The sequence below is a fragment of the Ruegeria sp. H3 genome (assembly GCF_056533095.1).
The window spans coordinates 472837-499669 of sequence record NZ_JBQFOD010000001.1 but is presented as its reverse complement, the minus strand read 5'-3'; the positions used below and the strand labels follow the sequence as shown (position 1 = coordinate 499669).

The following is a 26833-nucleotide window of genomic DNA, read 5'->3' as shown; positions in this document are numbered from 1 at the left end:
AACCAGAAATCAGCCTTTTGAAATCTAAAACCATAGTTTCGATTTTTTCAAACTCGCAAAACCCGCGTTGCTGACAGGCCGGGTTTGTCGCCACCATCTGAAAGACGCAGGAGGGAGCGCGCGATGAAATCACGCACAAAGGTCGTTGTGATCGGAGGGGGGATCGCCGGATGTTCCACCTTGTACCATCTGACGCAGGAAGGCTGGAGCGATGTGGTTCTGGTTGAACGGAATGAGCTGACATCGGGCACCACATGGCATTCTGCCGCGCAGGTGACGAATTTCGGCATGAACCAGACGATGGTTGGGCTGAAATCCCACTCGATCCGTTTGTACAAGGAATTGGCTGACGATCCGGATTATCCGATCAACTACCACCACGCCGATGGGGGCATTCGGCTGGCCAATACCGAAGCGCAGATGCAAGGCTATCGCCATTTCGCCTCGATGGCGCGGGGGATGGACGTGCATTTCGAGGTGATCGACGCTGAGGAATGCGCCCGCAGGCATCCTTTGATTTCGACCGACAATCTGGCCGGAGGGCTGTGGGATCCGCTGGATGGCGATATTGATCCGGCGCAACTGTGTCAGGCTCTGGCGCGGCGTGCCCGCAAGGCAGGGGCCGAGGTCTATCGCAATACACCGGTGACAGGGCTAATCCAGCACAGCGATGACACCTGGACCGTGCAGACAGAACATGGCGATATCGACTGCGACATCGTCGTGAATGCCTGCGGCTATCGCGTGAACGAAGTCGGCGCGATGATGGGGGTTCAGCACCCGGTCGCATCGATGGAGCATCAGTATTTCCTGACAGAAGAGATCGCAGCCATTCGCGATGCAGGCCACCGGATGCCGCTGCTCAGATGTCCGATCAGCGATTACTACTGCCGTCAGGAAAAGAATGGCCTACTGGTCGGGTTCTATGAACAGGACTGCAAGACCTGGGGCATGGACGGGATTGATCCAAATTTCGTCAACGCCTTGTGCCCAGATGATCTGGACCGCGTAACGGACGTTTTGGAAGGGGCCTTTGCCCGGATGCCCGCCCTGATGGAGGTTGGGATTCATACTGTCGTAAACGGCCCGATCACCTACACGATAGACGGCGCGCCTTTGGTTGGGCCGATACCCGGCAAGCGCAACGCATTCTGTATTATCGGCCTACGCGCTGGCCTGGGCGAGGGGGGCGGGCACGGCTGGCTGTTGGCTCAACAGATCGTGCATGGTGAGGCCTGCTATGACACCTGGTGTCTCGACCCGCGGCGGTTCACCGGTCATGCCAATGCCGAGCTTACGGCGCTTAAAGCAATTGAGGATTATCAAAACGAATTCCGATTTCATTTTCCACACGAACATCGCCCGGCGGGACGCCCGGCCAAAACCACGCCTTTGACCCCGGTTTTGGCGGCGGAAGGGGCGGAATTCACTGTGGTGAATGGGTGGGAACGCGTCGACTATATCAAACCCCATCCTGAGTTCGAACCGACCCTCGGTTTCGACTTTGACGAAAGCTTCGACATCGTCGCATCCGAGGTCCAGAACGTACAAACCAATGTTGGACTGGCGGAGGTGAATGGGTTCAACCGGATCGAGATCACCGGATCGGACCGCCATGCTTTTCTGGACCGCATGTTCTGCGGCACGGTGACGAAGGGTGAAGGTCGGGTGGGGCTGGGATACTTGCTGAACCAGCACGGAATGATCAAAGCCGAGGCGACGGTTGTAAACCTGCCCGCCAGTGATCGCGGCCCTGCGCGGGTCTGGTACGGCTCGGCGGCGGCCAGCGAATACCATGACATGGATTGGCTCAACCAGCATCTGCGCGCGGGCGAAGATGTGCAGCTCAAAAGCCTGACCAACGACCAGACGATCCTTGTTTTGGCAGGCCCCAATGCTCGTGCAGTCTTGGCCGGATGTGCCCGGGGTGATTGGTCAGCAGACGCGTTTCCATGGCTCAGCGTGCGGGAGTGTTTTGTCGGTATTGCACCCGCGACGGTACTGAACTTGAGTTTTTCCGGCGAGCTTGCCTATGAAATCCACGTTCCCAATTCGTCACTCTACGCCGCATACTTAGCCTTGCGGCATGCTGGGGCGGCGTTTGATTTGCGCTTGTTCGGCGCGCGCGCGGTCGAGTCGATGCGAATGGAGAAAGGCTTTCTGCATTGGAAAGCGGATTTGATCACCGAATTCGATCCTTATGAGACCGGTTTGGCCCGGTTTGTGAAACCTCAGAAAGGTGATTTTATCGGGCGAGAGGCCTTGGTAGAGCGGCGCGAAAAGGGGCCGTCCAAATGCCTCGCGACGCTTGCTGTGCAAACCGACCAAGCGCCCGCACATGGCGGGGCCTCTGTGATGCAAATGGGGCGTGTGGTCGGGACGGTGACGTCGGGCGAGTGGGGGCATCGGACAGGGTTGAACCTGGCCTATGCCTTTGTCGAGCCCGACTGTGCCGACATCGGCACTAAACATGAAATCGACATGTGTGGAACGCGAGTCGAAGCAATGATCATCGCGCCATCTCCCTATGATTCACAGTTTGAGCGAATGCAGAGCTAGGCACTAAATTGCGCAATTTGGCTATTTAGGCCGTCTTCTTGCCCTCAAATTCAATTTCCGCATTGCTGTCTCTGCGATTCTCTGTTTCGGTTTTTCCGAAACAGTGAAGCGGGAGGAGACACGCGGATGTCGAAATCGCTAAGTTTGCGCTGGCTGGAGGTGTTCCAGTTGATCGCCAAGTCTGGATCCATCCAGCAAACGGCGTCTGAAACGGGGTTGTCGATCAGTACCGTTTCGAACCATTTGCGCAGTCTGGAAACCGCGCTGGGTATCGATCTGGTTGATCACGGGCGCCGCCCGATGGGCCTTACCCCTGCAGGCGAAGTGTTCGCGCGATATGTGCGTGAGGGGCTGACCGTACTGAAACGGGGTGAGGCGGAAATCCGGTCTGGGAACTGGCTGCACGCCACATCTCTGCGATTGGCGTTGGTTGATGATTTTGACAACCAGGTCGCGCCGGAACTGTTCCGCTATCTGGCGCAGACGCTTCCCCGATGTAACTTTCGGCATTTCACCCGTCCGAGCCATGAAATCATTGTTAAGTTGCAGGAGCATAAGCTGGACGCTGGTGTTGCCACACGCCCCCCGGGTCGCACGGACGGGCTGATCGAATACCCGCTGCTGCGCGATCCGTTCCTGGTTATCCTGCCCAAGACCTATTCCGGCACGGTAGAAGACGTTCTGAAACCGGATGCTGATTTGCCGTTCTTGCGGTATTCCCGCGACTACACGATCGGAAAGCAGATCGAAATTCAGCTGACGCGCAGCAAAATCAATCTGCCCAACAGGTTCGAGCTAGAGTGCAACCAGTCTATCGCCGGTCTGGTTGCCGAAGGCAGTGGATGGGCCGTGACCACCGCCGCCAGCTTTCGGCGTGCGCGCAGGTTTCACGATAACATCAACGTGCAGCCCTTTCCCGGCAGAAACTTTGCGCGCACCGTCTCTTTGTTCACGACCGAAGTCTATCCGTCCTCAACGTCGATGCTGATACACCGCGTGCTGAGCAAACTGATCAAGCAAAACTATTGTGACCCAATCTGCACCAGATATCGCTGGATCGAACAGGACTTTCGCGTTTTGCCGCTCGAATCCGCGTAGCAAGAGCAGGTGCAGAACCGAACAATCCCTTTGTCCACGGCTTGGTTCGTGCCAGACTGACACGCATACGCAGCGGGATGGCGCAGATGTCTGAACCGAAGTTGAAAGGCTGGAACCATATCCCAGAGGTTCCGATACAGGTTTCCCCCTTTTTCAGGTGGCCGCTCAGACCACTTTCTATGCTGCGCTGGGTTTGGGGATCCTGGCTTCTGATTTCTGAGAAGCTCATCATCCTTGCAATCTCCTGTGCCTGCTATCTGTGGCTCAGCCCCAGCTTAGAGGAGGCGGCGCAGCTAGAGATCGGGTGGATCGCGCAGATTTATGTTCGAAATCTGGTTCTGATCTTTTGTATCGCGGGGCTGCTGCATTTGTGGTTCTACAAATACTCGGCGCAGGGGGACCAGCTAAAGTATGATCCTCGGCCTTTGATGCTGAAGGGTAAGCAATTTACCCTGGGCGGGCAGGTGCGCGACAATATGTTCTGGACGTTAGGGTCAGGGGTGTTTTTCTGGTCGGCTTACGAAGTGTTGATGTTTTGGTCGTTGGCAAATGGCTATGTCCCATTGGTGACATGGGGTGCGAATCCGATCTGGTTTGTGGCGATCTTCCTGCTGATACCGCTTTGGGAAAGCTTCTATTTCTATTGGATTCACAGGCTGATCCACATCCCGTTTCTGTACAAACACATTCATGCGGTCCACCACCGGAACATCAATGTGGGGCCGTGGTCCGGGCTGTCGATGCATCCGGCGGAACATGCGATCTACCTTGGTTCGGTCCTGATCCACTTTGTGGTCGGAGCGCACCCGCTGCATATCATCTTTCACCTGCAATATTACACGCTGACGGCGGTGACGACGCATACAGGCTTTCAGGGGTTGGTGATCAAAGACAAGAACCGGTTGGCCTTGGGCACGTTCCACCACCAAATGCACCACCGGTATTTTGAATGTAACTACGGCTCGCTCGAGATACCTTGGGATAAATGGTTCGGATCGTTCCATGACGGCACGGTTGAGGCGAACGAGCGTATGCAGGAACGCCGCAAGTCGATCATGGGTAAATAGTCAGGTGGCCCGGCCCAATGACTCTCGGTTGATCACATTGGTTTCCAACCGCAGCGATTGGCCGGTTGAGCCTGTTTCGATCATATCAATCAGCTCGATTGCCGCTTTGCGGCCCATTTCACGATGGGGGACATGCACGGTGGTCAGCGATGGGCGTATGATCCGCGCCAATTCGATGTCATCAAACCCGGTGATCGAGACTTCGTCCGGTATAGAGATGCCCATCTTTTCTGCCTGACGTACTGCACCGACGGCCAAAACGTCGTTGCCGCAAAGAACGGCGGTCGGGCGCTGAGGCAGGGACATCAGCTGCTCGAAAGCGGCCGCGCCATTTTCGATCTCGTAGGTCGTTTCGATCACGTTCAGCGATGTCTCTGGCAGGCCGTTTGCCCGCATTGCATCCCTTATCCCTTCAATCCGAAACCGCGCGCGGTCATTGCCCTGCGTCAGCGCAGATATCGTCGCAAGGCGCGTATGGCCAAGTTGTATCACCTGTTCTGCCAACGCCTGCATTGCCTGGCAGTTGTCAAACCCGACCGACGGGGTGCTTTGGTTCGGGGCAAAAGACCAAGCCACAACCACCGGGATTTTCTGCCGATCCAGATAGTCAAAGATACGCGGATCGCGGTCATGACCGATCAACAACAGCCCGTCTGCTCCACGTGCGACCAGGGTGCGGATCTGTTCTTCTTCGGCCTCGGGCTGATAGGCAGAGCTGGACACCAGTAGGGTATAGCCTTGGTTATGAATCTCTTCCTGAAAGGCCTGTAACCCTCTGGCAAAAATCGCATTTTCCATAGTTGGGATGATTGCACCAATGGTGAAGGATCGCTTTGCGGCCATCACTCGTGCTGCAAAATTGGGGGTGTAGCCCAGTTCGGAAACCGCAGACATCACCCGGGCGCGCGTCGCCTCGACCACGCGCTTTGGGTCGTTCAAACACCGGGACACCGTGGCCGTAGACACACCTGCCTTTCTGGCGACGTCATCCAAGGTAGGCGCTGACCGGGTTTTTGACATTTTCAAACTCAAGCTTCGATTTCTTTGAACTTTATCTTCTTCGTGGGCCTTGGGGAAGCGCTAATGTAAGCGCTTGCATTTGTGATGTAAGCGCTTACAAATGAAGATGGGCCGATTCTACAGGGAGTCCCGGAAATGTTTCTTGCAGCCTCAATTGTCGTGTTCGTCATCTATTTTGCGAACGTTGCCTTGGGGGCCTTCGCAAATGCTGCAGTTTTCGGGGATGTCGGAGAAATGTTGGTCCTGTTCGCGGCGTCGATCCTGTTCGTTGTCGCAATTCTGAAAAAAGAGGCCGACCGGGACACCGAGAGCGGCGGCTGAATTTTCTGCTTGGGAGGGCACTTAATGCACAACGACAAAAACGAACTGGCGTCCGCGGAGCGCCGCAATTTCCTGAAACTGAGCGCAAGTGGCGCGTTCACAGCCGCCCTAGTTGCGGGCGCTGGTGGGGTGCTTTGGTCATCCGAGGCCGCAGCACAAACCGCCAAGGAAGAAAGCGAGCGTGAAAAGGCAGCCGATCATGTGATGACCGTTGCAACCGCTTATGTGCTGGGCGCGTCCCGCAGCTATCCGATCATGCAGCTGGATCTGAAGGAAAACATCCAGAACGCAACCAACGGCAAGGTGTATGTGAAACTAGCACCGGGTGGTCAGCTGGGCGCAGGTGGCTCACTTGTACAGAAAGTGCAGGGTGGAACCATTCAGGCCGCGCAGCATTCGCTGTCGAACTTTGCGCCGTTTGCCTCGACGGTTGACCTGATCAACATGCCGTATCTCTGCGGCTCGAACCAGCGCTTTACCAATCTAGTACACTCTGACACCTGGAAGAATGAGGTTCACCCGAAAGTCGAGGCTGCGGGCTTTAAGGCGCTGTTCTATGTCGTCATCGATCCTCGCGTGGTTGCAGTGCGTCAAGGCGGCGATGCCGTGATCACGCCCGGCGATATGAGTGGGATCAAGTTCCGCGTGCCAGGCTCGAAGATGCTGCAGCAATACTACCGAATGGTCGGTGCCAACCCGACGCCTGTCGCCTGGGGCGAGACCCCCTCGGCCATCAAGCAGGGCGTGGCGGATGCGCTTGACCCATCGGTGGGCGCGCTGTTTGTCTTTGGCTTCAAGGACATACTCAGCCATGTGACCTTTACGCAGGCAGTTCCAGACAGTCAGGTTTATTCCTGTAACCTGGAATGGTTCAACTCGATGCCCGCCGATGTGCAGGAAGGCATCATGTGGGGTTCGGAAATGACCAGCCACCAAAACCTGTCCAAGGTTCCTTCAGCACGCGCCTATGCCATGGCCGAGCTGAACAAGGCGGGCGTCCAGTTTCACTCACTCAGCGACGATCAGCTGGCCGAATGGCAGGACGCAGGCGGCTATCAGAATGCTGACTGGGATCCGTTCAAGACCGAGCTGGCAGGATCGATGGACAACTTCGAGAAACTGGTCGAAGCGGCCGGCACGCAGGGCAAATACTACGTCCACGACGCCTAATGCGATCTAGGCGGGTGCGCCGTGGCGCACCCGTTTGCTCCACAATAAGCAGCATATTGAAGCGGTTACCGTGACCGCATTCTGAAGTGCTGCCAAGAATTGGAACCGGACATGACTGTACTTCAGAAAATAGACCGGGACGCCGAGCGTTGGCTGTTGCTGGTGTTCTACGTGATGCTGGTCATCACCATGGCAATCGAGGTGCTAAGACGCGAGATTTTCGCCTATTCCTCGATCTGGGGCGAAGAGATCGTCCGGTATTCCTTTATCTACCTCGCATGGATCGGAGCCGCCGCCGCAGTGAAGGAACGCGCGCATATCCGCATCGATGTGATCATGCATTACCTCGGGCCGCGCCCTAAGGCATTACTGTATATCTTCGGCGATCTGGTGATGTTCGTTGTGGCGATCATCGCCCTTTATTGGTCATACGAGGCGGTGCATGTCTCGGCCAAGTTCGGCTCGGTCACTGATGGGCTGCGTATATCGAAAGTCTGGTTCCTGATGGCAGTGCCAACCGGATTTGCGCTGATGATCTGGCGTCTGATCCAATCCCTGATGCGCGACCTGAAATCCCTTCGTGACGGTACGCCCGTCTTCGAAGGCGACAAGCTGTTTGACTGAGGAGATCTGAGATGCTTTGGAATACCCTCAATCAAACGGTCGAATTGGGCTGGGATTTTTATCTGCCCGTGATCCTGTTCGTGGGTCTGATCGCCATGGCAGTGCCCGTCTGGGCGGCGATCGGGTCTGCTGCGATCCTGATGCTTGTCATGTCCGGCGACCTGCCGCTGAGCCTCGTGGGCGAAAGCCTGTTCACCGGCATTGATGCCTTTGCCCTGACTGCTGTGCCCTTGTTCATTCTAACCGGGGATGTGCTCGTGCGCACCGGGTTATCGCGCAAGTTTCTGGACGTGGCCGAGGCGCTGACCTGTTTCGCCAAGGGCGGCTTCGGCTCGGCCACCGTGCTGGTCTGCGGCATGTTCGCGGCGATCTCGGGCTCGGACGCGGCAGGTGCTGCTGCCGTGGGCCGGATGACGATCAACCGTCTGGTCGAAAGCGGCTACCCGCGCCCCTATGCCTGTGCACTGGTTGCGGCGGGGGCCTGCACCGGCATCCTGATCCCGCCGTCGATTGCCTACATCATCATCGGGCTCGTGCTGGGTATATCTGCCTCGACCCTATTCCTTGCGGCGCTGATCCCCGGTCTGGCCATTCTGGTCTCGATCCTGATCACCAATATCATCATGAACCGCCTTTATGCCTATGAAGGCGGCGGCATGATGACGATGGGTGAATGGCTGGCCAATCTGGGCAAGGCGCTGAAATCCGGCTGGTACGCCTTCATCGTGCCGGGCATCATCTTCTACGGCATCTTCTCAGGCCGTCTGACCCCCACCGAGGCCGGGGCGACCGCCGTTGTCGTTACCATCATCATGGGCTTCATCCTGCGCACGCTGACACTGGCCGATTTCCCGTCAATGCTGGTCAGCTCGGCCAAGGTCAACGGGGTGATCCTGCCGATCATCGCCTTTTCGGCCCCATTGGCCGAGGCGCTGGCGATCATGGGTGTGCCGCAGGGATTTGTGACATCTGTTACCAATCTGACCGATGACCCATACTTGCTGATCTTGCTGATGATCGGCATCCTGATCGCGGCAGGCTGTGTGATGGAAACAACGCCGAACATCGTGATCCTTGCACCGATCCTGAAACCTCTGGCCGACAATATCGGCATGAACGAGATTCAGTTCTGCATCATGATGATCACCGCCCTGGGCGTGGGCTTCATCACCCCGCCGCTGGGCCTGAACCTGTTTGTTGTTTCCGGGATAACCGGAGAATCAATCCTAAAAATCGCAGCCCGCGCCGTTCCCTTTGTCTTGACCATGCTGATTGTGGTTCTGTTGATCGCGTATGTACCCGCAGTTTCAACCACATTGCTCCCTGAAATCTACCAATAGGATTTGCTGAATATGCCGCGTGACTATCTGAAAAAGGCAACCCTGACGGCGCAATCTCATGCGTCCGAGGTGCACGATACGGTCAAAACCATCCTGTCCGATATCGAGGCCGGGGGTGACGCCAAAGCGCTGGAATATGCCGCCAAATTCGACAAGTTCGAAGGCAATGTCCTGATGACTCAGGACGAGATCGACGCGGCCATCGCCTTGGTGCCCGAGAAACTGAAGGCCGATATCCGATTTGCCCATGACAACGTGCGCCGCTTTGCTGAAACGCAAAAAGCCACCGTGTCGGATGTGCAGACCGAGATCGTGCCGGGCGTTGTCGCGGGGCAAAAAGCCATCCCTGTAGATGCGGCAGGGTGCTATGTGCCTGGTGGACGCTACAGCCATATCGCCAGTGCGATTATGACGGTAACCACAGCCAAAGTAGCAGGGTGTCGCCATATCACCGCGTGCTCTCCGCCCCGTCCGGGCGAAGGCGTCGCACCTGCGATCGTCTACGCCGCGCATATCTGCGGAGCCGACAGCATCTTGGCGATGGGCGGTGTACAAGGCGTGGCTGCCATGACCTATGGCCTGTTCGGATTGCCACGCGCGAATATTCTTGTCGGGCCTGGCAACCAGTTCGTGGCCGAGGCAAAGCGTATTCTGTACGGCAAGGTCGGTATCGACATGATCGCGGGCCCGACGGACAGCTTGATCCTGGCCGATGGCAGCGCAGATGCACATGTGGTCGCGACCGATTTGGTCAGTCAGGCCGAGCACGGGTATAACTCGCCCGTCTGGCTGGTGACCGATGATCGGGAGTTGGCAGAAAAAGTGATGGAGCTTGTGCCCGCGCTGATTGAGGACCTGCCGGAACTGAACCGCGAAAACGCATCTGCTGCTTGGCGCGACTATGCCGAGGTGATCGTTTGTGCGGATCGTGAAGAAATGGCGGCCTGTTCCGACGACTATGCGCCTGAACACCTGACCGTTCAGGCTGAGGATCTGGATTGGTGGCTGAACCGGCTGACTTGTTATGGCTCGCTGTTTCTGGGTGAAGAAACCACTGTGTCCTACGGTGATAAAGCCACCGGGACCAATCATGTTCTGCCCACTTCGGGCGCGGCCAGCTATACCGGTGGCCTGAGTGTTCATAAATACATGAAAATCGTGACATGGCAGCGGGCAACGCGCGAAGGATCCAAGCCTATCGCAGTCGCAACGGCGCGTATTTCGCGTTTGGAAGGGATGGAGGGTCACGCCCGTGCCGCTGATGTGCGTCTGGCCAAGTATTTCCCGGATGAGCAATTCGACCTGACCGCAGATGGATGACCCACGCGCGCTGTTTGATCTGACAGGGCGCGTGGCCTGTGTCACTGGTGCAAGCTCGGGACTGGGGCGACGGGTGGCTTTGGTTCTGGCGCAGGCTGGTGCCAAAGTTGTCGGCGTTGCGCGGCGGGGCGATGCCCTTTCGCAAATGTGCAATGAGATCGGGCCAATGGCCGCCTCAGTAACAGGGAATGTTGCGGATCGTGAGAATGTGGACGCGCTTGTGAATGAGGTCTCATCCCATTTTGGAGCACCCGATATCATCGTCCACGCCGCAGGTGTAAATACCCGTGAGGCGGCGGATGATGTGACCGGGCAGGGATGGGATGCGACTCTGGCCCTGAACCTGAGCGCGCCATTTTTCCTGAGCCAGGCGATGGTGCCCGCGATGAAGGAAAAAGGCTGGGGCCGGATTGTGAATTTTGCCTCGCTGCAAACCACACGCGCCTTTCCCGCCGGCATCGCCTATGGCGCGACCAAGGCCGGGATCGGGCAATTGACCCGCGCGATGGCCGAGGCATGGTCGCCCTACGGCATCACCGCCAATGCCATTGGGCCGGGGTTCTTCCCGACTGAGCTGACGCAGGCTGTGTTTGATAACCCGGATCGTGCCGCGCGAAACGCCGCTCAAACCTGCACTGGGCGCAACGGCCGTATGGAAGATATCGACGGGCCGATCCTGTTTCTGTGCTCGAAAGCCTCGGATTATGTCACTGGGCAGGTCCTCATGGTCGATGGGGGGTTCACTGCGAAATGAAAGCGCTTGTGTATGAGGGGGTCGAAGAGGTTGCGTATCGGGATATGCCCGACGCTGTACCCGGCACGGACGAGTATCTGATCCGTGTCCAGGCGGTTGGCATCTGCGGCTCGGATATGCATGCCTATCTGGGGCATGATGCCCGGCGTCCGGCACCGCTGATCCTCGGCCACGAGGCCGCGGGTGTAATCGTCGGCGGCCCGCGTGATGGTACGCGCGTGACGATCAACCCGCTGGTGTCCTGCGGGCTGTGTCCGGCTTGCACCTCGGGCCGGGAAAACCTTTGCCCGCAGCGCCAGATTATCTCGATGCCTCCACGCGAAGGGGCCTTTGCGCAATATGTGTCGATGCCCGACCGCAATCTGGTTGAAGTGCCAGATGGTGTGCCATTGGACAAAGCCGCCTTGGCCGAACCCTTGGCCGTTAGCTGGCACACCGTTCGACTGGCCGTTGAAGCATTGCATCCGACCAGCGAAAAACGCGCATTGGTTTTGGGCGGCGGCGCCATTGGTCTGGCTGCGGCATTGGCTTTGAGAGCGATGAGCATTGAGGATGTGACGCTGGTTGAGCCGAACTCTGGACGACGCACATTCTTGCAAGGGCTAGGATTTCGCGTCCTAGATGAAGCCGCGGGAACCTATCCGATTGTGATTGATGCGGTCGGTTATGCAGCCACGCGCGCGACGGCGTCGGCCTGTGCAGAACCTGGTGGGGTGATTGCGCATGTCGGCTTGGGTGAGGATACAGGCGGGCTAGATATCCGTCGCATGACATTGCAGGAAATCACCTTTATCGGCACGTATACCTACACCGCCGAAGATTTCCGCCAAACGGCGCAGGCCATATTCGATGGGCGTTTGGGTGCCTTAGACTGGACCGAAGCGCGCCCTCTGTCCGAAGGGGCGCAGGCGTTTCGCGACCTGCGCTCTGGCGTGGTTACCGCGCCAAAGATTATCCTGGACCCGTGGGAATAGACCGGGCTGAAAAGGAGATTGATATGTATAAGAAAGTTCTTGTTCCTATGGCGCTGGATCACGGCATCTCGCAGCACACGCTGGAGGTTGCCCGCGCCCTGTCTGAAGACGGGGCCGAGATCGTTGCCTTGCATGTCTATGAGATGCCTCAGGGCTCGGTCAGCGCCTATCTGGACAAAACACTGGTCGCCGAAGGGTTCGAGCGTGCCCGCCGCCAGTTGCTGGACAAGGTCGAAGGGCTGGATGATGTGACTGCCGAGATTGTCAAAGGACACACGGCACGCACCATTATCGACTATGCCGACAGCAACGGTATCGATTGCATCGTGATCGGCTCGCACAAGCCGGACCTGAGCGACTATTTTCTTGGATCGACCGCCTCGCGCGTCGTTCGCCACGCACACTGTGCAGTGCATGTGCATCGCAGAACCTGAATATCGTCAATCGCGCATACCGCGCCCTAAACAGGACCAAAAGCTGGACCATGAACATAGACAAGAAGATCACTGACGATCTGGTGGCGAACGACATCTCGTTCGTGACCACCGTCCCCTGCAAGCAATTGGCTGGAGTGATAGAAGAAATCGACCAGCGCGATGAGATTTTTCACATCCCGTCGAACAAGGAAGACGAAGGCATGGGCCTGTGCGCAGGTGCCTGGATGGGCGGTAAACGCCCTGCCATCATCATGCAGAACACGGCCATTGGTGTGACCATCAACACTCTGGCGACGCTGATCCAATATTACCGAATGCCACTGCCCATGCTGATCTCGTATCGTGGGGAATTGCGTGAACCGGTGGCCTGTCAGGTCGAAATGGCTGTGCATACCAAGGCGTTGTTGGCACAGATGAACATCCCGACCTACCACTTCCACAATCAATCTGATGTCGAAGAGCTCGACATGATCCTGAAATACACATTCATGTGCAACAAACCGGTTGCCATTCTGACCGATGCGAACTTTTGGGGAGGCTATGGCGACCAATGATCCGTTCTGAGATTCTGAAAGAAATCGCCCCGATCCTGCGCGATCAATTGGTGGTCTGCAACATCGGCATTCCCAGCCAGGAACTGCACGCTATCGATGACCAGCCTACGAATTTCTACATGCTGGGCACCATGGGTTTGGCTTCATCCATTGGTCTGGGTCTGGCTTTAGCGCAGCCTAAACCGGTGATCGTGATTGATGGGGATGGCTCGATCCTGACCAATCTGGGTACGCTTCCGACGATCGCCAACAACGTGGCGGATAACTATATCCTGCTGATCGTCGACAACGGCTCCTACGGCTCAACCGGGGATCAGCCAACCTATGCGGGTCAGAAAACCTCTCTGACGAAAATGGCGCAGGCTGCCGGGTGTGAGCGGGTAGTCGAATGTGCCGCCGAGGATACGGGTCGCGTGCTGCAAGAGGCGCTGGATAGCAAACAGATGACCATTATCGTCAGCAAATGTGAAAGCGGCAACGCCAAGATGCCGGTTATCACGATGGACCCGGTGGTGATCCGTGACCGCTTTATGAAAGCTGTCGAGGCCTGATGGCCGCAAGCGACATTCATTCAGCCGAAGACGCCCGCCGCCTTGCGCGGCGGCGTTTACCGTGGATGGTGTTCGACTATATCGATGGTGCTGCGGGGGCTGAGGTCGGGGCCACGCGCAATCGGGCTGCCCTGGATGCGATGACCCTGCGTCCGCGCATCCTGCGGGAAGTGAGTGAGCGCTCATTGGCAAGCTCTGTCTTTGGCAAATCCGCACAACGTCCCTTTGGCATTGCGCCCATGGGGATGTGCAACCTGTCGGGCCCGGGGGCTGATCTGATGCTGGCGCGTCTGTCTGCGCGCTATTCCGTACCGTTGGGCGTATCGACTGTGGCCTCCACCCCGATGGAAAAGATGCTGGAGGTGTCTGAGGGCAATGCCTGGTTTCAGCTATATTTCAGCGGGGATGGATCAGGAACCTCTAAGCTTGTGGATCGGGCGAAGGCTGCGGGATACGACACACTTGTTCTGACTGTCGATGTCCCCGAGGTTGGGCGCAGGCCCCGAGAGTTGCGGCACGGGTTCCGCATGCCGTTCCGGTTGGGTCCACGTCAGTTTCTGGACTTCGCGCTGCATCCGCGCTGGTCCTTGTCGACCCTCGTGCACGGCAAGCCGCAAATGGCCAATTTCCTGATGGACGGGTACGAGTTTGACCGAACCGAAAGCCGCGCCAAAGCAAATTGGGACACGTTGGCAAGCCTTCGGGATCGGTGGTCGGGGCATCTGGTGGTCAAAGGTGTATTGGATGTCGAAGACGCGGTTGCTCTCAAGGCTGCCGGGGTGGATGCCATTCAGGTCTCCAGCCACGGCGCCCGGCAACTTGAAAGCGCGCCCGCCCCATTTTCCATCCTGCCCGAAATCCGCGCCGCAGTCGGAGAAACACTTCCGCTGTTCTATGATAGCGGCCTACGTTCCGGCGAGGATGCGTTGAAAGCCCTTTTCACAGGCGCGAACTTCACTTTCTTCGGCCGGATCCTGCAATTCGCCATTGCAGCGGGGGGTGAAGAGGGGCTGCACCAGCTGTGGCAGGTTCTCAGCGATGAGATGAGCATCGCCATGGCCCAGATCGGTGTCACTCAGATCGCACAAGCGGCAGGTCAGAACGCCCGTCAGCCTTAGATCAAAGGGCGGTCGTTCTTAAGGTGTCGCTGCACCATATTGCGAACTTGCCGACCTTTGGATGGAATGTGTCGCGCGGATCTTACCATATACCCAGGCAGCCTAAGGTCGGGGAATAGCTCAAGAATCTCGTCGCGCGCAGCTTGGGGTAAGCAGTCCATGGCCTGCGGGCCCGTAAACAGGCTTTCTGACGGAGCTCCTTCAGCAAACACAACCTCATGGCGGTCAAATAGCATGTGGTAGTAAGTGACCGACTGGGCGTTGTCTTCACGGTTGATACCCGGAAGGTCGGTCAGCATATGAGCGGGCACCAGAACCTCTGTGGCATCGAACATCCGGGTGGCAATGGGCGAACGCACCAGCATTCTGTGTTGAGGCGACACCAAGAGGTCGCGATGTGGCAACCCTCGGCCCAAAGCACCAGCCTCAATCCGTATCGGTTTGAGCTTGGGTTTGGCCGCCAGCTCCGCCCGATCCAGTTGAGTTGACCCAATCCAGCGAATGATCTGATCCCCGTGATCAGCTGTGCTAACCGAATCACCAGCACTTAGGGAGTCGATCGGTTTCAGCCCCGACGGCGTTGCAATCAGAGTGCCAGCGGCAAAACAGGGCACATCGATAATTGAGGTTGGATCGGTCGTATCAGGCGCGTTTGTTGGCGTGACATTGACGACCTGAATGTTGTAGGTCACGCCCGGGTCCAGTGGCTCAGACGTGATGTATCCGACCAGGGTGCCCTCGACTTCAACGGCATAGACCGTGATGCTGCCGCCACCAGGCACCGTCAGGATGTAAGATTCCTCGAGATAGATGTCGCCGCTGGCAAAGGTTGTCGACCCGTCCAGATTGGTAACAACGCCTGTTTGCGTCGCGTCATCCCCGTTTTCGTTGCTGAACCGATCGCCGTTAAACACGGTTCCCGTGTCAGGCAGCGGGTTGCCCCCGTTCAAAATGGTGCCACCTGCCGCGTCCTCGACATCAAAGACCCTGCGATCCGTCGCTGGGTCATAGCTTGCGGATAAGGTGATGGTATCCTGGCCGAAAAAATTTACTGAAATGACACCCGGCGCGTAGCCGATATATGAATAGTTCGCCATGACTAAACCTGAAACTCATCCACTGGGTAAAACTTTGTCATTGTTTGGCTCTCTAAGATGTTGCGGGATGACATCCAAAAGCAACCAAGCAGCGCCACGCTTACAGCTTGTTTAAGGCGAATTATAGGCGGCGCTCCTTAAAAATTGGGCGGGTCGGTCAGAAATCCCATAACAATTTGTAAACAAATTGAGATCGACGACTGCGATCCTGGACCCTCGAGTGGGATGGACTGGGTAGAAATCACTCACGCGTCACACGCTGGCGTAAAAACCTCACACTGAGGGTTCGGATTAGAATTTGTGTTTCACATCGCTGGTGTTTCGGAACACGATTACAAAACCGCAATAACAGGACGGGACCTTGGCCGAGACTTCTGCACGTGAGGCAATATTTCTGAACGGCAGTCTGATGCGCCACGTGACGCGCATGTCGCTGACCACCAGTATCGGATTGATGGCCATTTTCGCCGTTGATTTCGTCGACATGATCTTCATTTCAATGCTGGGAAATGACGCCTTGGCTGCGGCGGTGGGATATGCGGGTACGCTGCTGTTTTTCACCAACGCGATCAATATCGGGCTGTCTATTTCAGCAGGCGCGCTTGTCGCGCGTGAGCTTGGTGCTGGTCAGCCTGAACAAGCCCGCAATTATGCCTCCAGTGTGGCTGTGATTGGTCTGATCCTGGGGTTGGCAGTCTCTGCTCTGGTGCTGTTAAACATCAGCTTTCTGCTATCTTTGCTTGGAGCCGAGGGCGAGGTTCTAAGGCTGGCAACCCGCTATGTCTCGATCATTCTGCCCACGATGTGGGTGATGTCGATTGCGATGGCATCCATGGCGGTTCTGCGAGCGCACGGGGATGCGCGCCGGTCGATGATGGCGACGATCTATGGTGGTGTCGTGAACGCGGTTCTTGACCCGATCCTGATTTTCGGGGTCGGGCTTGGGCTGGATGGTGCGGCGATTGCATCCGTGATCGCGCGCGTATGTATGCTGGCCGCCGCCCTTTGGCCCGCCTTGCGGGTGCATCAGGCCTTTGCGCGACCCTCTGTGAGACAAGTGGTACAGGATATCCGGCCTGTTCGGGCCATTGCGATTCCGGCGGTGCTGACCAATGTGGCCACACCAATCGGCAATGCCATTGTCGTGCGCGAGATTGCACAATACGGAACAGACGCCGTCGCCGGTATGGCAGTGATCGGGCGGTTGCTACCCGTGGCGTTTTCGGTGATTTTTGCGCTGTCGGGCGCCATTGGTCCGATCATAGGACAGAACTACGGGGCCGAGAAATTCGACCGTGTTCGCGCAGCTTATCTGGCGGGCATCAAATTCACTGCAATTTATGTTTTTGGTATGGCTGCGATCCTGTTCTTGCTGCGTGCGCCGATTGCAGATCTATTTGCGGCCCAAGGCGAAACCCGCACCCTGATTTACCTGTTCTGCGGCCCGCTGGCCCTCGCATCGTTCTTCAACGGGGTCATCTTTGTCGCAAACGCCAGCTTCAACAATCTGGGTCATCCGGTTTATTCAACCTGGATCAACTGGGGTCGTCACACGGTGGGCACCTGGATATTCGCGACGCTGGGGTCAAGCCTTGCCGGGGCATCTGGTGTTCTGCTGGGCCAAGCATTCGGTGGTGTCATTTTCGCTGTGATCAGCTGGGGTCTGGTCATGCGCGTGGTGTCCGGCCTGCAGCGGACACAAACGGCCGAGCCCTTCGCGGATCAGAACCGCATCCATTCGCTATTTGGTCGACGGGGCTGGTAGCGGGGTCTCAGTTCCCCTGATTGCGCGCTTGCAGCCGTTCTAGGTTCACAACGGTCGACAGCATCAGCCGATCATGGCTCCAGTCGTGCCTTTGCTGAACGGACGCCGACCCAACGGCTAGAAGACTGGCAAAGATCAGCGTCATACCCAGGAAGAAAACGGGCAGGGGGGCCACGGCCTGCGGCGCTTCGGTCAGGGCCAGAACCCTCTGACGCAACACATGTTTGGCTTTGCCGCCGCTGACCAGGGCAACGTTCAGGACACGTGGGTGGCCGACTGACACGGTGCGGGCACAATAGTCCAGCAAACAGGTGGTGTATTCGCGCGAGTCGATCCGTTTGCGTGCGACCACGGACTGATCACAGGCCAGCTCGCGCAGGCGATCAAACTGGTATTTCAGGACCAGATAGGCCGGGTTCCAGAACAGAAGTGGACGCAGCAGTTCGAACCCAAGCTCCCACTCTACATCTCCCGCGCGGATGTGCTGAAATTCGTGTGCCAACGCAAAGCGTAACTCGCGGGGGGTATCCAGTAGATGGCTGGGAAGCACCACGTGACGACGGCGCAGGCCGCGCACGGCGAACGGAACGGTGATACGATCAGATAGGCGGATATCAACCTTGTTTGACTGCCGCCAGAGAAAGCTGGTCTCGACCGTGGCGCGAATGGCAAGCGCGTCACGTGTGACACGCAGCGCCAGCACAACTGCTACACAGGCCAATACGGACAACACAAAGGTGATGGCGGTCGATTGACCGGACAGGACCTGATCCAACCAACGCTCGCGGGTGTTCAGCAACGCTTCGAATTGGGTAGCGGGCATTGCAATCTCGCCGCGCAGATAGGCGGCTACCGCAATATCGCCGAGTGCTACAGCCCGATCCGGCCAGATGAGGCTGGCCATGGCGGACACGCCAAACGCCAGCAGCGGGCTGGCCAGAACGCAGAGACACAACACCTTGAACGCGCGCAGCTGAGCGATATAGCCGCCGCGCAGTGATGTGCGGGCCAAAGCAGCGCGTGCGATCACCCAGATCACAGCGGACAGGCCCAAAACGATATTCATTTCTAGATAAGCGTCGAGTACCGGTTTAACCGCGGTCATGTTGCAGTCTCCTCTCTACCAGTGCTCGAATCTCCTCCAGATCGGTTTCGCTCAGACCTTCATCATCCACCAGTCGCGCGACCAGTGAGGCGGGCGTGTTGTCAAACAACGTCCGCGACAGGTTTTGAAGTGAGCGTGCCTGATACCTGTCCTTGTCCAGAAGCGGCCGGTAGATCAGGGTCTTGCCGTCCTTGCGGCTTTCGACAAATCCCTTTTCGTCGAGTATGCGCAGGATCGTGGCGCCTGATGTATAGGCCAGATTCCGTTCCGGGGGCAGGCGACCCAAAACATCACGCACCGAACCTTGCCCAAGCGCCCAGAGTTCGTTCATGAACTCCAGTTCAACTTCGGTCAGCAGGTTTGTCGTCTTTTTCTTACGCATTGATCTCGGTGTCGTCATGTTTGGTCTGCCTGTCAGACAAGCATCCTTTCGCTGTTTCGCAAAGCTTAAACTTTCCAGAAGACGAAGATGCCCCAGCCGATGGAGAGGAAAAGCGGGGTCCAGACGGGCTGACCGACCAGCCCGAGCCAGGCGAGGAATATATAGGCCGAACCCAATAACGTGATAAACAGCCTATCGCCCAGCGTGGTTGTCAGGCCCAACACGCCACGCCGTTCGATCCCGTCGCGGTACTTGAACCCTTCGAGTAGGCCGATCAGCGCGATGGCCGAGAAGATGCTGACGAACAGGGCCAGTGTTGCCGGTGTCCAGGCCATCCAGAAGTCGGGCCACAGGGGGTCGGTCCACGAAAAGCCTTTTTCCTCTTGTTGGCCAACGCTGCCCCAACCCGCCTGCTGGGCAAATGCCACAGAGGGAAAGAAGGGAAGGATGATAAGAAGTTTGCGCATATCGAACCTCATACACGTCCCATCGCGAACCCGCGCGCGATGTAGTTGCGGACAAACCAGATGACGATGGCGCCGGGAATGATGGTCAGTGTTCCGGCGGCTGCCAGCAAGCCCAATTCATACCCCGCGCTGGATGCAGTACGAGTCATCACGGCGGCGATGGGTTTGGCCTCAACCGCCGTAAGCGTCTTGGCCAGAAGCATCTCGACCCACGAGAACATGAAGCAGAAGAAGGCTGCTACACCCACGCCCGCTTTGATATTGGGCAAGAAGATCGTCACGAAAAAGCGTGGAAAGGAATAGCCGTCTACATAGGCGGTTTCGTCCAGTTCCTTCGGGATACCGCGCATGAAACCTTCCAAAATCCACACCGCCAGTGGCACGTTGAACAGCGTATGCGCCAGCGCCACAGCCAGATAGGTGTCGAACAGGTGGATCGACGAATAGAGCTGAAAGAACGGCAGCGCGAACACCGCCGCCGGGGCCATCCGGTTGGTCAGCAGCCAAAAGAACAACTGCTTATCGCCCAGGAACCGATAACGCGAGAATGCATAGGCCGCAGGCAGCGCCACACAGACCGACAGCACCGTGTTGATCGTCACGTAGATGATCGAGTTGATATACCCCCAGTACCACGTCGGGTCGGTGAAGATGGTGATGTAATTCTCCAGCGTGAAGGTCTGTGGGAACAGGGAAAAGCCCGACAGGATCTCGTTCGTGGTCTTGAAGGACATCGCCACCAGCCAATAGATCGGCAGCATCAGAAACGCGATATAGAGGATCGGGATAAGGGACCGCTTCTTCATTGCGCGTCATCCTTTGTCATCAGAGTGTAGAAGACCCAGCTGACCAGCAGCGTGATGGCGAAGTAGATCAAGCTCATCGCCGCTGCAGGGCCAAGGTCGAACTGTCCCAGCGCGATCTTCACAAGGTCGATCGAGAGCAGGGTGGTCGAGTTTCCGGGGCCGCCGCCGGTCAGAACGAAGGGCTCGGTATAGATGTTGAAACTGTCCATAAAGCGCAGCAGAACGGCGATGGTCAGGACGGTCTTCATCTTGGGCAGTTGGATATAGCGGAACACCGACCATGGGCTGGCACCGTCGATCTTCGCGGCCTGATAGTAGGCATCCGGGATCGATACGAGGCCCGCATAACACAGCAGCACAACCAGCGACGTCCAGTGCCAGACATCCATGACGATGACGGTGATCCAGGCCGATAAAGGCTGTTGCGTCATGTCATAGTTGATGCCCAGAACATCATTCAGGAAGTAGCCCAGCAGGCCGATCTTGGGCAGGGTGAAGATGTTCCACATCGAGCCAACCACGTTCCACGGGATCAGCATCGGCAGGGCCATCAGGACCAGACAGACTGGAACCCAGAATCCTTTGCGCGGCATGGACAGGGCGACGATGATGCCCAGTGGCACCTCGATCAGCAGGATCAGAAAGGTGAACAGGAACTGCCGCCCCAACGCGGCTTGGAACCGGTCGGATCGCAGGATCTGTTCGAACCAGCCGAGACCTTCCCAGAAGAACTGGTTGTTGCCGAAGGTTTCCTGCACCGAGTAGTTGACCACCGTCATCATCGGCACCAGCGCGTTGAACGCAACCAGTGCCAACACCGGCAGGACAAAGAACCAGGCTTTTTGGTTTTCTGTTCTCATCAGCTGCGCTCCTCGGTTGCGATCCAGCCGTCGCGGTAAACGCGGGATTGTTCTGGTTTGAATTGCAGGAAGACCTGTGAGCCCGGATTGGGTGCATTATGTTCGGTCACGGCTTTAAGGGCGGTGTTACCGACCATGGCGCTGACGACGTAGTGGCGACCGATGTCGGACACTTTGGTCACCTGCGCCGGGATGCCAGTGTCGCCAAAGCCCACATATTCGGGGCGGATACCCAGATCAGTGCGACCACCGTCGCCATGGGTAGGGCCTTCCAGCATCACTTCATGGCCCTCAAACACGGCCCGGTCGCCCTTGGTCTCGCAGGGCAGAACATTCATGCCGGGAGAGCCGATGAAGTGGCCAACGAAGGTGTGCTGAGGGCGCTCGAACAGCTCGACCGGCGTGCCAATCTGCACCACTTCACCCTCCTGCATCACCACAACTTCATCGGCGAAGGTCAGGGCTTCCGTCTGGTCGTGGGTCACGTAGATCATCGTCGCTTTGACGCGCTGGTGCAGCTCTTTGAGCTTCGAGCGCAGCTTCCATTTCAGATGCGGGTCAATGACGGTAAGCGGTTCGTCGAACATCACCGCGTTCACGTCATCACGGACCAGACCGCGCCCCATCGAAATCTTCTGCTTATTGTCCGGGCTGAGGCCGCTGGCGCGGGTGTTCAGCATATCCTTGACGTCCAGCATCTCGGCAATCTCATCGACGCGGCGCTTGATCGTCGCGGCATCGACGCCTCGGTTCTTCAGCGGAAAAGCCAGGTTTTCGCCCACGGTCATCGTGTCGTAGATCACCGGGAACTGGAACACCTGCGCGATGTTGCGCTGATCGGGTGGCAGGGCTGTAACATCCTGACCGTCAAACAGAATCTGCCCCTCAGACGGCGTCAGCAGCCCCGAGATGATATTGAGCAGAGTGGACTTGCCGCAGCCCGAGGGGCCCAGTAGCGCATAGGCTCCGCCATCACGCCAAGTCACGTCGATCTCTTTCAGCGCATAATCCTCGGGGCCTTTCGGCGATGGCATATAGCTGTGTCGCAGGTTGGAAAGCTTGATCTGTGCCATGTCAGGCCACCCTTTGGCCGTCTTGGCCGAAATACCGGCAATGGGCCGGGTTCATGTAGAAACTGTGATCTTCGCCAACTTCATAGGGATGCACACCTGCCGCGAGCGAAACCCAGTCATCCGAGCCATGCTGGAAATGCGCGCTGGAGTCGGAACCCGACAGTTCTGTCACGATCACGCGACCCGTCAGTTCCACATCAGCATCCGATGTGCGGAACGGTGTCACTCGATGTGGGCGCACGGCGACCATGTAGTCTCCGTCGGCCATGTCCGAGACCGTCCAGCCTCCGCCGCCTGCCAATTGTGCCTGCGCACCTGATACGGTGATGTGGGCAACATTGATCGGCGGGTCCGAGAAAACGCGGGCGGCCGCGATGTTTTCGGGATTGCGATAGATGTCTGCGGTCGGACCGAATTGCGTGACGCGACCGTCTTCCATCAAAGCCGTGTAACCGCCCAAAAGCAGGGCTTCCTCGGGTTCCGAGGTCGCGTAAACGACTACGGCACCGCGTCCTGCAAACAGGTCAGGAAGCTGTTCACGCAATTCCTCACGCAGCTTGTAGTCCAGATTTGCCAGTGGTTCATCCAGGAACACAGCCCGGCTCTCTTTCGCAATCGCACGCGCCAGGGCGGTCCGTTGTTGTTGGCCACCCGACAGCTCATGCGGGCGGCGGTGCAGCATCGGGCGCAGTTGTAAGAGGTCAGCAGCCTCTTCCACGCGGCCTTCGATTTCGGATTTCGCCATGCCAGCCACGCGCAAAGGCGAGGCGATGTTTTCAAAAACGGTCATATGCGGGTAGTTCACAAAGAACTGATGAACCAAGCTGATCTGCCGCTTTTGCGTGTTCAGCTTAGTGACGTCCTGCCCATCCATAAAGACCTTGCCCGAGGCAATTGGATCCAGCCCCGCCATCATCTTGATCAAAGAGGTCTTGCCCGATCCGGTCGCCCCCAAAAGCACATTGAAATGGCCGGTGCGCAACGTAAGGGTCGTGGGCTTGATATGGATGGTGTTGCCAACCCGTTTGGTGGCGTCTTGAAGTTCGATCATGTCCGTGGGTTCCGGTCCTTCAGTGCACGCACTGGTCTTGGGAAGGAGGTGCCGAAAACGGCACCCCCAGTTCTTTCGAGCTTACTGAGACTGCCAGCGCTGAACCAGTTCGTCATAGTTGACGGTCTGGCCTTGCGGCTTTTCGTTCTCAAGCTTGGCTTTGGGCGAGCCCGGCTTTTCCAGCCAGAAGGCAGCATCCTGCGGCTCGTTCAGGCGTGGACCACAACCGCCATAGACGTTGGCGGCCTCATCTGCGGCCTGCATGCGGGACATGGTGATGTCCATCTCTTCGGCCAGACGATCCATCGCCTCTTGCGGCGTAAACGCGCCCGAGTTCACGTCACCGATCTGCTGCCACCAGATTTGGGCCAGCTTCGGATAATCCGGAACGTTGATGCCGGTCGGCGACCATGCCACACGGTCAGGCGAGCGATAGAACTCGACCAGACCACCCAGCTTGGGTGCGCGTTCTGTGAACGACTCGTGATTGACCGAACTGTCGCGGATGAAGGTCAGACCCACATGGGACTTCTTCACGTCAACAGTCTTGGATGTCACGAACTGAGCATAGAGCCACGCGGCCTGAGCACGATCCTCGGGGGTTGATTTCAGGAAGGTCCACGAACCCACGTCCTGGTAGCCAACCTTCTGACCGTCTTCCCAATACGGGCCATGCGGGCTGGGTGCCATGCGCCACAGCGGCGTGCCTTCGTCGTCGACAGTGTTATTGCCTTCGGATTTCGGCTTCACCATGTCTGCGGTAAAGGCGGTGTACCAGAAGATCTGCTGGGCCACGTTGCCTTGGCTAAGTGCCGGCAGCGACTGGTAGAAGTCATAAGACGCCGCACCCGGAGGCGCGTAGGCCCGCAGCCATTCATCCCACTTGCGGATCGCATAGACCGCAGCCGGACCGTTGGCCGCACCACCGCGCGAGACGGAGGCCCCGACAGGGTTACAGGTGCCCGCTTCCATGCGGATGCCCCATTCATCAACGGGTACGCCATTCGGTTCACCCACGTCACCAGCACCGGCCATTGACAGCCAGGCGTCGGTCATACGCCAACCCAAGTCAGGCGCACGCTTGCCGTAATCCATGTGACCATAGATTGTCACACCATCGACTTCCTTGACGTCATTCGTGAAGAATTCGGCGATGTCCTCGTAAGCGGACCAGTTGACCGGAACGCCCAGATCATAGCCGTATTTCTCTTTGAACGCGGCCTTGTTGGCTTCGTCATCGAACCAGTCCTTGCGGAACCAGTAGAGGTTCGCAAACTGCTGGTCGGGCAGCTGATACAGCTTGCCATCCGGACCGGTGGTGAACTGAATGCCCATGAAGTCGTCCAGATCCAGCGTCGGCGAGGTTGTCGCCGCCCAGTCGCCGCCCATCATGTCTGTCAGCGGGTAGGCCAGCTGCAGGCGCGAGTGCGTTCCGATCAGGTCACTGTCGTTGACATAGCCATCATACAGGTTCCGACCCGTCTGCATCTGAGTCTGAACGGCCTGCACCACCTCACCTTCACCCAGGATCTGGTGGTTGACCTTGATGCCGGTGATTTCCTCGAACGCCTTGGTCAGAACCTCGGATTCATACGAGTGGGTGGGGATGCCTTCGGACAGGACGTTAATCTCCATGCCCGCATAGGGTTGTGCAGCTTCGATGAACCACTGCATCTCGGCCATCTGTTCGTCTTTCGACAAGGTCGATGGCTGGAATTCGTCGTCAATCCAACGTTGTGCTGCGGCTTCGTCGGCCCAAGCAGGACCGTGCCCCGCAATGACGGCAGCCGCCGCCACTGCGGAAAGTAGATGTCTCCGCATCTGTCTCCTCCCAAAGATTTTGGTTGCGTCCGGCGCAAACCGGATGAGGGGAAGCATCAGCGATTTCTTGCGTATGTGTCAAACTAAATTTTTAGTAATTGATCTACGGGCATTCTGAGATGTGAAAAATGATGAGGTTGGAATGGTAAAGAGGTGCATATAATTCATTGATTATAAATTGAAAAACCTGGTATTTTGCTTCCGGCTGGATGGGAGTGGAGACGCATTCCTACGATACTACCCAGCAAGGTCGGTGCACGCTATCAACCACGACCCTCGTTGATCCTGCTGTTGCCAAAACAACCAAGGCTTGAGCCTAGAATGCTCAAAAAAGCCAAAACGCTGGATTTACCAACCCTGATTTGTAGTTTGTGCGCCAGTTCGATTCTTCGGAGCGGAATGTGAAAAAACACGCACTCAACACCCATCGGGAACTTGAATTGCTTGAGGCGTTGAAGCGTCTTGGTGGCACTGCCCGAAACACTGAACTGGCCACAATGCTGGACGTCTCGGAAGAGACCGTGCGCCGTACGATCAAAGCCCTGTCAAAGGCCGGTACTGTCGAGCGCGTCCATGGCGGCGTGTTTTTGGCCGGAGCGCAGGGCGATCCGGGTTTCTTTCGTCGTATTTCGCAGCACGCCGATGAAAAGCGCGCTATTGCTCGGCATGTTGCGACCATGGTCGAGAATCAAATGACTGTCTTCCTGGATGTCGGATCAACGACCGCCTTTGTCGCGGAAGAATTGCGCCAGGCCCAGAACCTGACAATCGTTACAAATTCAATCGTCGTGGGGCTTACATTGGTTGGGGTCAACGGTAACCGGGTTCATCTGTTAGGCGGTGAGATGCAAAGCGATGAACGCGGCACGTTCGGGCATGTCGCGCACAAGCAGGTGCAGCGCTACGCGTACGATTTGGCGGTCCTCAGCACCGATGCGATCTCGGACAGTAAAGGGTTTTTATACCAAAGCGCGGCTGAGGCTGATTTAGCGTCCACAGTTGCCAATCATGCCGATCACGTTGTGATGGCAGCGGATCAGCACAAATTCGATGCGTCCGCGCCTTATGTTGGGCCAGACCCACGGATGGTTCATGTGTTGGTCACGGACAGCGCGCCGAAGCAGGCATTTGCTGACCAGATCGCGAAATGGGGGATCAAGCTACAGGTTGCATCGTCGGGATAGCCTGCGTGGCAAGGTGCCTAAACTAGGTCGAAGAAGTTTCACCGATTGGTAGCCCGTAGGGGAATCGAACCCCTCTTTCCAGGTTGAAAACCTGGCGTCCTAACCGATAGACGAACGGGCCATTTGGTATCTGGCGCAAGCACAAGTGGTAGCCCGTAGGGGAATCGAACCCCTCTTTCCAGGTTGAAAACCTGGCGTCCTAACCGATAGACGAACGGGCCACGCTGGCTTGTGGAGGGCCTTTTACGGTTTCACCCCGACCCCCGCAAGCCGAAAAATGCAGGGATGTGAAAGTTTTTGAACGGCTGAAAGGGC

At 57.3% G+C, this 26833-nt stretch carries 26 protein-coding genes and 2 tRNA genes; 16 read left to right on the top strand and 12 right to left on the bottom strand.

Annotated elements, in window-relative coordinates; genetic code table 11:
* Positions 1-123: 123 nt before the first annotated feature.
* The 3 genes from ACR0JE_RS02575 (at position 124) to ACR0JE_RS02565 (ending at position 4724) form a co-directional block, all read left to right on the top strand.
* Complete coding sequence (locus ACR0JE_RS02575; RefSeq protein WP_480862752.1) at positions 124-2559, top strand: GcvT family protein; 2436 nt, start codon at positions 124-126, stop codon at positions 2557-2559.
* A 126-nt stretch (positions 2560-2685) separates the two neighbouring features.
* Positions 2686-3657, top strand: a complete 972-nt coding sequence (locus tag ACR0JE_RS02570) for a LysR family transcriptional regulator (RefSeq protein ID WP_170532415.1) — start codon at positions 2686-2688, stop codon at positions 3655-3657.
* Between the two features lie 179 nt (positions 3658-3836).
* Positions 3837-4724 (top strand): sterol desaturase family protein, encoded by an 888-nt coding sequence (locus tag ACR0JE_RS02565; RefSeq protein WP_480827613.1) that lies wholly within the window; start codon positions 3837-3839, stop codon positions 4722-4724.
* Here ACR0JE_RS02565 and ACR0JE_RS02560 read toward each other — a convergent pair whose 3' ends face one another.
* The gene (locus tag ACR0JE_RS02560) at positions 4725-5744 is read right to left on the bottom strand and encodes a LacI family DNA-binding transcriptional regulator (RefSeq protein ID WP_480862750.1); all 1020 of its coding nucleotides are present in this window, start codon (positions 5742-5744) and stop codon (positions 4725-4727) included.
* A gap of 135 nt (positions 5745-5879) precedes the next feature.
* Between ACR0JE_RS02560 and ACR0JE_RS02555 the strand changes: the two genes are divergently transcribed.
* The 11 genes from ACR0JE_RS02555 to ACR0JE_RS02505 all read left to right on the top strand — a co-directional run bounded on the left by ACR0JE_RS02555 (position 5880) and on the right by ACR0JE_RS02505 (position 14907).
* Positions 5880-6065 carry a hypothetical protein gene (locus ACR0JE_RS02555; protein WP_480827611.1) on the top strand — a complete coding sequence of 62 codons (186 nt, stop codon included), beginning with the start codon at positions 5880-5882 and terminating at the stop codon, positions 6063-6065.
* Between the two features lie 24 nt (positions 6066-6089).
* Positions 6090-7235, top strand: coding sequence for a TRAP transporter substrate-binding protein (locus tag ACR0JE_RS02550; RefSeq protein ID WP_353008037.1), 1146 nt, complete (start codon positions 6090-6092; stop codon positions 7233-7235).
* A 111-nt stretch (positions 7236-7346) separates the two neighbouring features.
* Complete coding sequence (locus tag ACR0JE_RS02545; RefSeq protein ID WP_170532422.1) at positions 7347-7859, top strand: TRAP transporter small permease; 513 nt, start codon at positions 7347-7349, stop codon at positions 7857-7859.
* Positions 7860-7870: 11 nt separating this feature from the next.
* Entirely contained in the window at positions 7871-9199 is a 1329-nt protein-coding gene (locus ACR0JE_RS02540) for a TRAP transporter large permease (protein WP_170532424.1), read from the top strand.
* Positions 9200-9211: 12 nt separating this feature from the next.
* A complete protein-coding gene (hisD, locus tag ACR0JE_RS02535; RefSeq protein ID WP_480547810.1) occupies positions 9212-10519 on the top strand; it encodes a histidinol dehydrogenase in 1308 nt (435 codons plus the stop codon).
* The gene (locus ACR0JE_RS02530; RefSeq protein WP_480862748.1) at positions 10512-11273 is read left to right on the top strand and encodes an SDR family NAD(P)-dependent oxidoreductase; all 762 of its coding nucleotides are present in this window, start codon (positions 10512-10514) and stop codon (positions 11271-11273) included. Before hisD ends, ACR0JE_RS02530 begins: the two co-directional genes overlap by 8 nt.
* Positions 11270-12247: an alcohol dehydrogenase catalytic domain-containing protein gene (locus tag ACR0JE_RS02525; RefSeq protein WP_480862746.1), complete on the top strand. Its 978-nt coding sequence runs from the start codon at positions 11270-11272 to the stop codon at positions 12245-12247. The genes ACR0JE_RS02530 and ACR0JE_RS02525 overlap by 4 nt, the downstream gene beginning before the upstream one ends.
* Positions 12248-12270: 23 nt before the next feature.
* On the top strand, positions 12271-12681 hold the full coding sequence (locus tag ACR0JE_RS02520) for a universal stress protein (protein ID WP_480547813.1): 411 nt from the start codon (positions 12271-12273) through the stop codon (positions 12679-12681).
* A gap of 50 nt (positions 12682-12731) precedes the next feature.
* Positions 12732-13238, top strand: coding sequence for a sulfopyruvate decarboxylase subunit alpha (gene comD / locus ACR0JE_RS02515; RefSeq protein ID WP_170532433.1), 507 nt, complete (start codon positions 12732-12734; stop codon positions 13236-13238).
* On the top strand, positions 13235-13789 hold the full coding sequence (gene comE, locus ACR0JE_RS02510) for a sulfopyruvate decarboxylase subunit beta (protein ID WP_480498795.1): 555 nt from the start codon (positions 13235-13237) through the stop codon (positions 13787-13789). Before comD ends, comE begins: the two co-directional genes overlap by 4 nt.
* Complete coding sequence (locus tag ACR0JE_RS02505) at positions 13789-14907, top strand: alpha-hydroxy acid oxidase (RefSeq protein WP_480862744.1); 1119 nt, start codon at positions 13789-13791, stop codon at positions 14905-14907. The genes comE and ACR0JE_RS02505 overlap by 1 nt, the downstream gene beginning before the upstream one ends.
* Here ACR0JE_RS02505 and ACR0JE_RS02500 read toward each other — a convergent pair.
* Positions 14904-16004, bottom strand: a complete 1101-nt coding sequence (locus ACR0JE_RS02500) for a Hint domain-containing protein (protein ID WP_480862742.1) — start codon at positions 16002-16004, stop codon at positions 14904-14906. The genes ACR0JE_RS02505 and ACR0JE_RS02500 overlap by 4 nt on opposite strands.
* 361 nt (positions 16005-16365) lie before the next feature.
* Between ACR0JE_RS02500 and ACR0JE_RS02495 the strand changes: the two genes are divergently transcribed.
* Entirely contained in the window at positions 16366-17769 is a 1404-nt protein-coding gene (locus ACR0JE_RS02495) for an MATE family efflux transporter (RefSeq protein WP_480862740.1), read from the top strand.
* Between the two features lie 7 nt (positions 17770-17776).
* Here ACR0JE_RS02495 and ACR0JE_RS02490 read toward each other — a convergent pair whose 3' ends face one another.
* The 8 genes from ACR0JE_RS02490 to ACR0JE_RS02455 form a co-directional block, all read right to left on the bottom strand.
* Positions 17777-18874 carry a M56 family metallopeptidase gene (locus ACR0JE_RS02490; protein ID WP_480540935.1) on the bottom strand — a complete coding sequence of 366 codons (1098 nt, stop codon included), beginning with the start codon at positions 18872-18874 and terminating at the stop codon, positions 17777-17779.
* Positions 18861-19256, bottom strand: coding sequence for a BlaI/MecI/CopY family transcriptional regulator (locus ACR0JE_RS02485; protein WP_170533094.1), 396 nt, complete (start codon positions 19254-19256; stop codon positions 18861-18863). The genes ACR0JE_RS02490 and ACR0JE_RS02485 overlap by 14 nt, the downstream gene beginning before the upstream one ends.
* A gap of 65 nt (positions 19257-19321) precedes the next feature.
* Positions 19322-19723 carry a DUF2160 domain-containing protein gene (locus ACR0JE_RS02480; protein WP_480862738.1) on the bottom strand — a complete coding sequence of 134 codons (402 nt, stop codon included), beginning with the start codon at positions 19721-19723 and terminating at the stop codon, positions 19322-19324.
* Between the two features lie 8 nt (positions 19724-19731).
* Entirely contained in the window at positions 19732-20529 is a 798-nt protein-coding gene (locus ACR0JE_RS02475; RefSeq protein ID WP_058280831.1) for a carbohydrate ABC transporter permease, read from the bottom strand.
* Positions 20526-21389 (bottom strand): carbohydrate ABC transporter permease, encoded by an 864-nt coding sequence (locus tag ACR0JE_RS02470; protein WP_170392846.1) that lies wholly within the window; start codon positions 21387-21389, stop codon positions 20526-20528. The genes ACR0JE_RS02475 and ACR0JE_RS02470 overlap by 4 nt, the downstream gene beginning before the upstream one ends.
* Entirely contained in the window at positions 21389-22462 is a 1074-nt protein-coding gene (locus ACR0JE_RS02465; protein WP_480540939.1) for an ABC transporter ATP-binding protein, read from the bottom strand. Before ACR0JE_RS02465 ends, ACR0JE_RS02470 begins: the two co-directional genes overlap by 1 nt.
* A 1-nt stretch (position 22463) precedes the next feature.
* On the bottom strand, positions 22464-23513 hold the full coding sequence (locus ACR0JE_RS02460) for an ABC transporter ATP-binding protein (RefSeq protein ID WP_480862735.1): 1050 nt from the start codon (positions 23511-23513) through the stop codon (positions 22464-22466).
* A gap of 81 nt (positions 23514-23594) precedes the next feature.
* Positions 23595-25334: an ABC transporter substrate-binding protein gene (locus ACR0JE_RS02455; RefSeq protein WP_480540943.1), complete on the bottom strand. Its 1740-nt coding sequence runs from the start codon at positions 25332-25334 to the stop codon at positions 23595-23597.
* A gap of 401 nt (positions 25335-25735) precedes the next feature.
* Here ACR0JE_RS02455 and ACR0JE_RS02450 point away from each other — a divergent pair, with 401 nt between their 5' ends.
* Entirely contained in the window at positions 25736-26518 is a 783-nt protein-coding gene (locus tag ACR0JE_RS02450; protein WP_480827602.1) for a DeoR/GlpR family DNA-binding transcription regulator, read from the top strand.
* 46 nt (positions 26519-26564) lie between these two features.
* Here ACR0JE_RS02450 and ACR0JE_RS02445 read toward each other — a convergent pair.
* Positions 26565-26639, bottom strand: a tRNA-Glu gene (locus tag ACR0JE_RS02445).
* Positions 26640-26664: 25 nt separating this feature from the next.
* Positions 26665-26739: transfer RNA gene (locus ACR0JE_RS02440), tRNA-Glu, on the bottom strand.
* Positions 26740-26833 lie beyond the last annotated feature (94 nt).

What these genes read in the sequence shown, in the direction of transcription:
- ACR0JE_RS02485 (WP_170533094.1), bottom strand. Translation starts at nt 19,256, where the DNA reads ATGCGTAAGAAAAAGACGACAAACCTGCTGACCGAAGTTGAACTGGAG.
- ACR0JE_RS02470 (WP_170392846.1), bottom strand. Translation starts at nt 21,389, where the DNA reads ATGAGAACAGAAAACCAAAAAGCCTGGTTCTTTGTCCTGCCGGTGTTG.
- ACR0JE_RS02555 (WP_480827611.1), top strand. Translation starts at nt 5,880, where the DNA reads ATGTTTCTTGCAGCCTCAATTGTCGTGTTCGTCATCTATTTTGCGAAC.
- ACR0JE_RS02565 (WP_480827613.1), top strand. Translation starts at nt 3,837, where the DNA reads ATGCTGCGCTGGGTTTGGGGATCCTGGCTTCTGATTTCTGAGAAGCTC.
- ACR0JE_RS02465 (WP_480540939.1), bottom strand. Translation starts at nt 22,462, where the DNA reads ATGGCACAGATCAAGCTTTCCAACCTGCGACACAGCTATATGCCATCG.
- ACR0JE_RS02490 (WP_480540935.1), bottom strand. Translation starts at nt 18,874, where the DNA reads ATGACCGCGGTTAAACCGGTACTCGACGCTTATCTAGAAATGAATATC.
- ACR0JE_RS02520 (WP_480547813.1), top strand. Translation starts at nt 12,271, where the DNA reads ATGTATAAGAAAGTTCTTGTTCCTATGGCGCTGGATCACGGCATCTCG.
- ACR0JE_RS02530 (WP_480862748.1), top strand. Translation starts at nt 10,512, where the DNA reads ATGGATGACCCACGCGCGCTGTTTGATCTGACAGGGCGCGTGGCCTGT.
- ACR0JE_RS02550 (WP_353008037.1), top strand. Translation starts at nt 6,090, where the DNA reads ATGCACAACGACAAAAACGAACTGGCGTCCGCGGAGCGCCGCAATTTC.
- ACR0JE_RS02480 (WP_480862738.1), bottom strand. Translation starts at nt 19,723, where the DNA reads ATGCGCAAACTTCTTATCATCCTTCCCTTCTTTCCCTCTGTGGCATTT.
- ACR0JE_RS02575 (WP_480862752.1), top strand. Translation starts at nt 124, where the DNA reads ATGAAATCACGCACAAAGGTCGTTGTGATCGGAGGGGGGATCGCCGGA.
- ACR0JE_RS02460 (WP_480862735.1), bottom strand. Translation starts at nt 23,513, where the DNA reads ATGATCGAACTTCAAGACGCCACCAAACGGGTTGGCAACACCATCCAT.
- ACR0JE_RS02455 (WP_480540943.1), bottom strand. Translation starts at nt 25,334, where the DNA reads ATGCGGAGACATCTACTTTCCGCAGTGGCGGCGGCTGCCGTCATTGCG.
- comD (WP_170532433.1), top strand. Translation starts at nt 12,732, where the DNA reads ATGAACATAGACAAGAAGATCACTGACGATCTGGTGGCGAACGACATC.
- ACR0JE_RS02560 (WP_480862750.1), bottom strand. Translation starts at nt 5,744, where the DNA reads ATGTCAAAAACCCGGTCAGCGCCTACCTTGGATGACGTCGCCAGAAAG.
- ACR0JE_RS02540 (WP_170532424.1), top strand. Translation starts at nt 7,871, where the DNA reads ATGCTTTGGAATACCCTCAATCAAACGGTCGAATTGGGCTGGGATTTT.
- ACR0JE_RS02475 (WP_058280831.1), bottom strand. Translation starts at nt 20,529, where the DNA reads ATGAAGAAGCGGTCCCTTATCCCGATCCTCTATATCGCGTTTCTGATG.
- comE (WP_480498795.1), top strand. Translation starts at nt 13,235, where the DNA reads ATGATCCGTTCTGAGATTCTGAAAGAAATCGCCCCGATCCTGCGCGAT.
- ACR0JE_RS02525 (WP_480862746.1), top strand. Translation starts at nt 11,270, where the DNA reads ATGAAAGCGCTTGTGTATGAGGGGGTCGAAGAGGTTGCGTATCGGGAT.
- ACR0JE_RS02500 (WP_480862742.1), bottom strand. Translation starts at nt 16,004, where the DNA reads ATGGCGAACTATTCATATATCGGCTACGCGCCGGGTGTCATTTCAGTA.
- hisD (WP_480547810.1), top strand. Translation starts at nt 9,212, where the DNA reads ATGCCGCGTGACTATCTGAAAAAGGCAACCCTGACGGCGCAATCTCAT.
- ACR0JE_RS02545 (WP_170532422.1), top strand. Translation starts at nt 7,347, where the DNA reads ATGACTGTACTTCAGAAAATAGACCGGGACGCCGAGCGTTGGCTGTTG.
- ACR0JE_RS02505 (WP_480862744.1), top strand. Translation starts at nt 13,789, where the DNA reads ATGGCCGCAAGCGACATTCATTCAGCCGAAGACGCCCGCCGCCTTGCG.
- ACR0JE_RS02570 (WP_170532415.1), top strand. Translation starts at nt 2,686, where the DNA reads ATGTCGAAATCGCTAAGTTTGCGCTGGCTGGAGGTGTTCCAGTTGATC.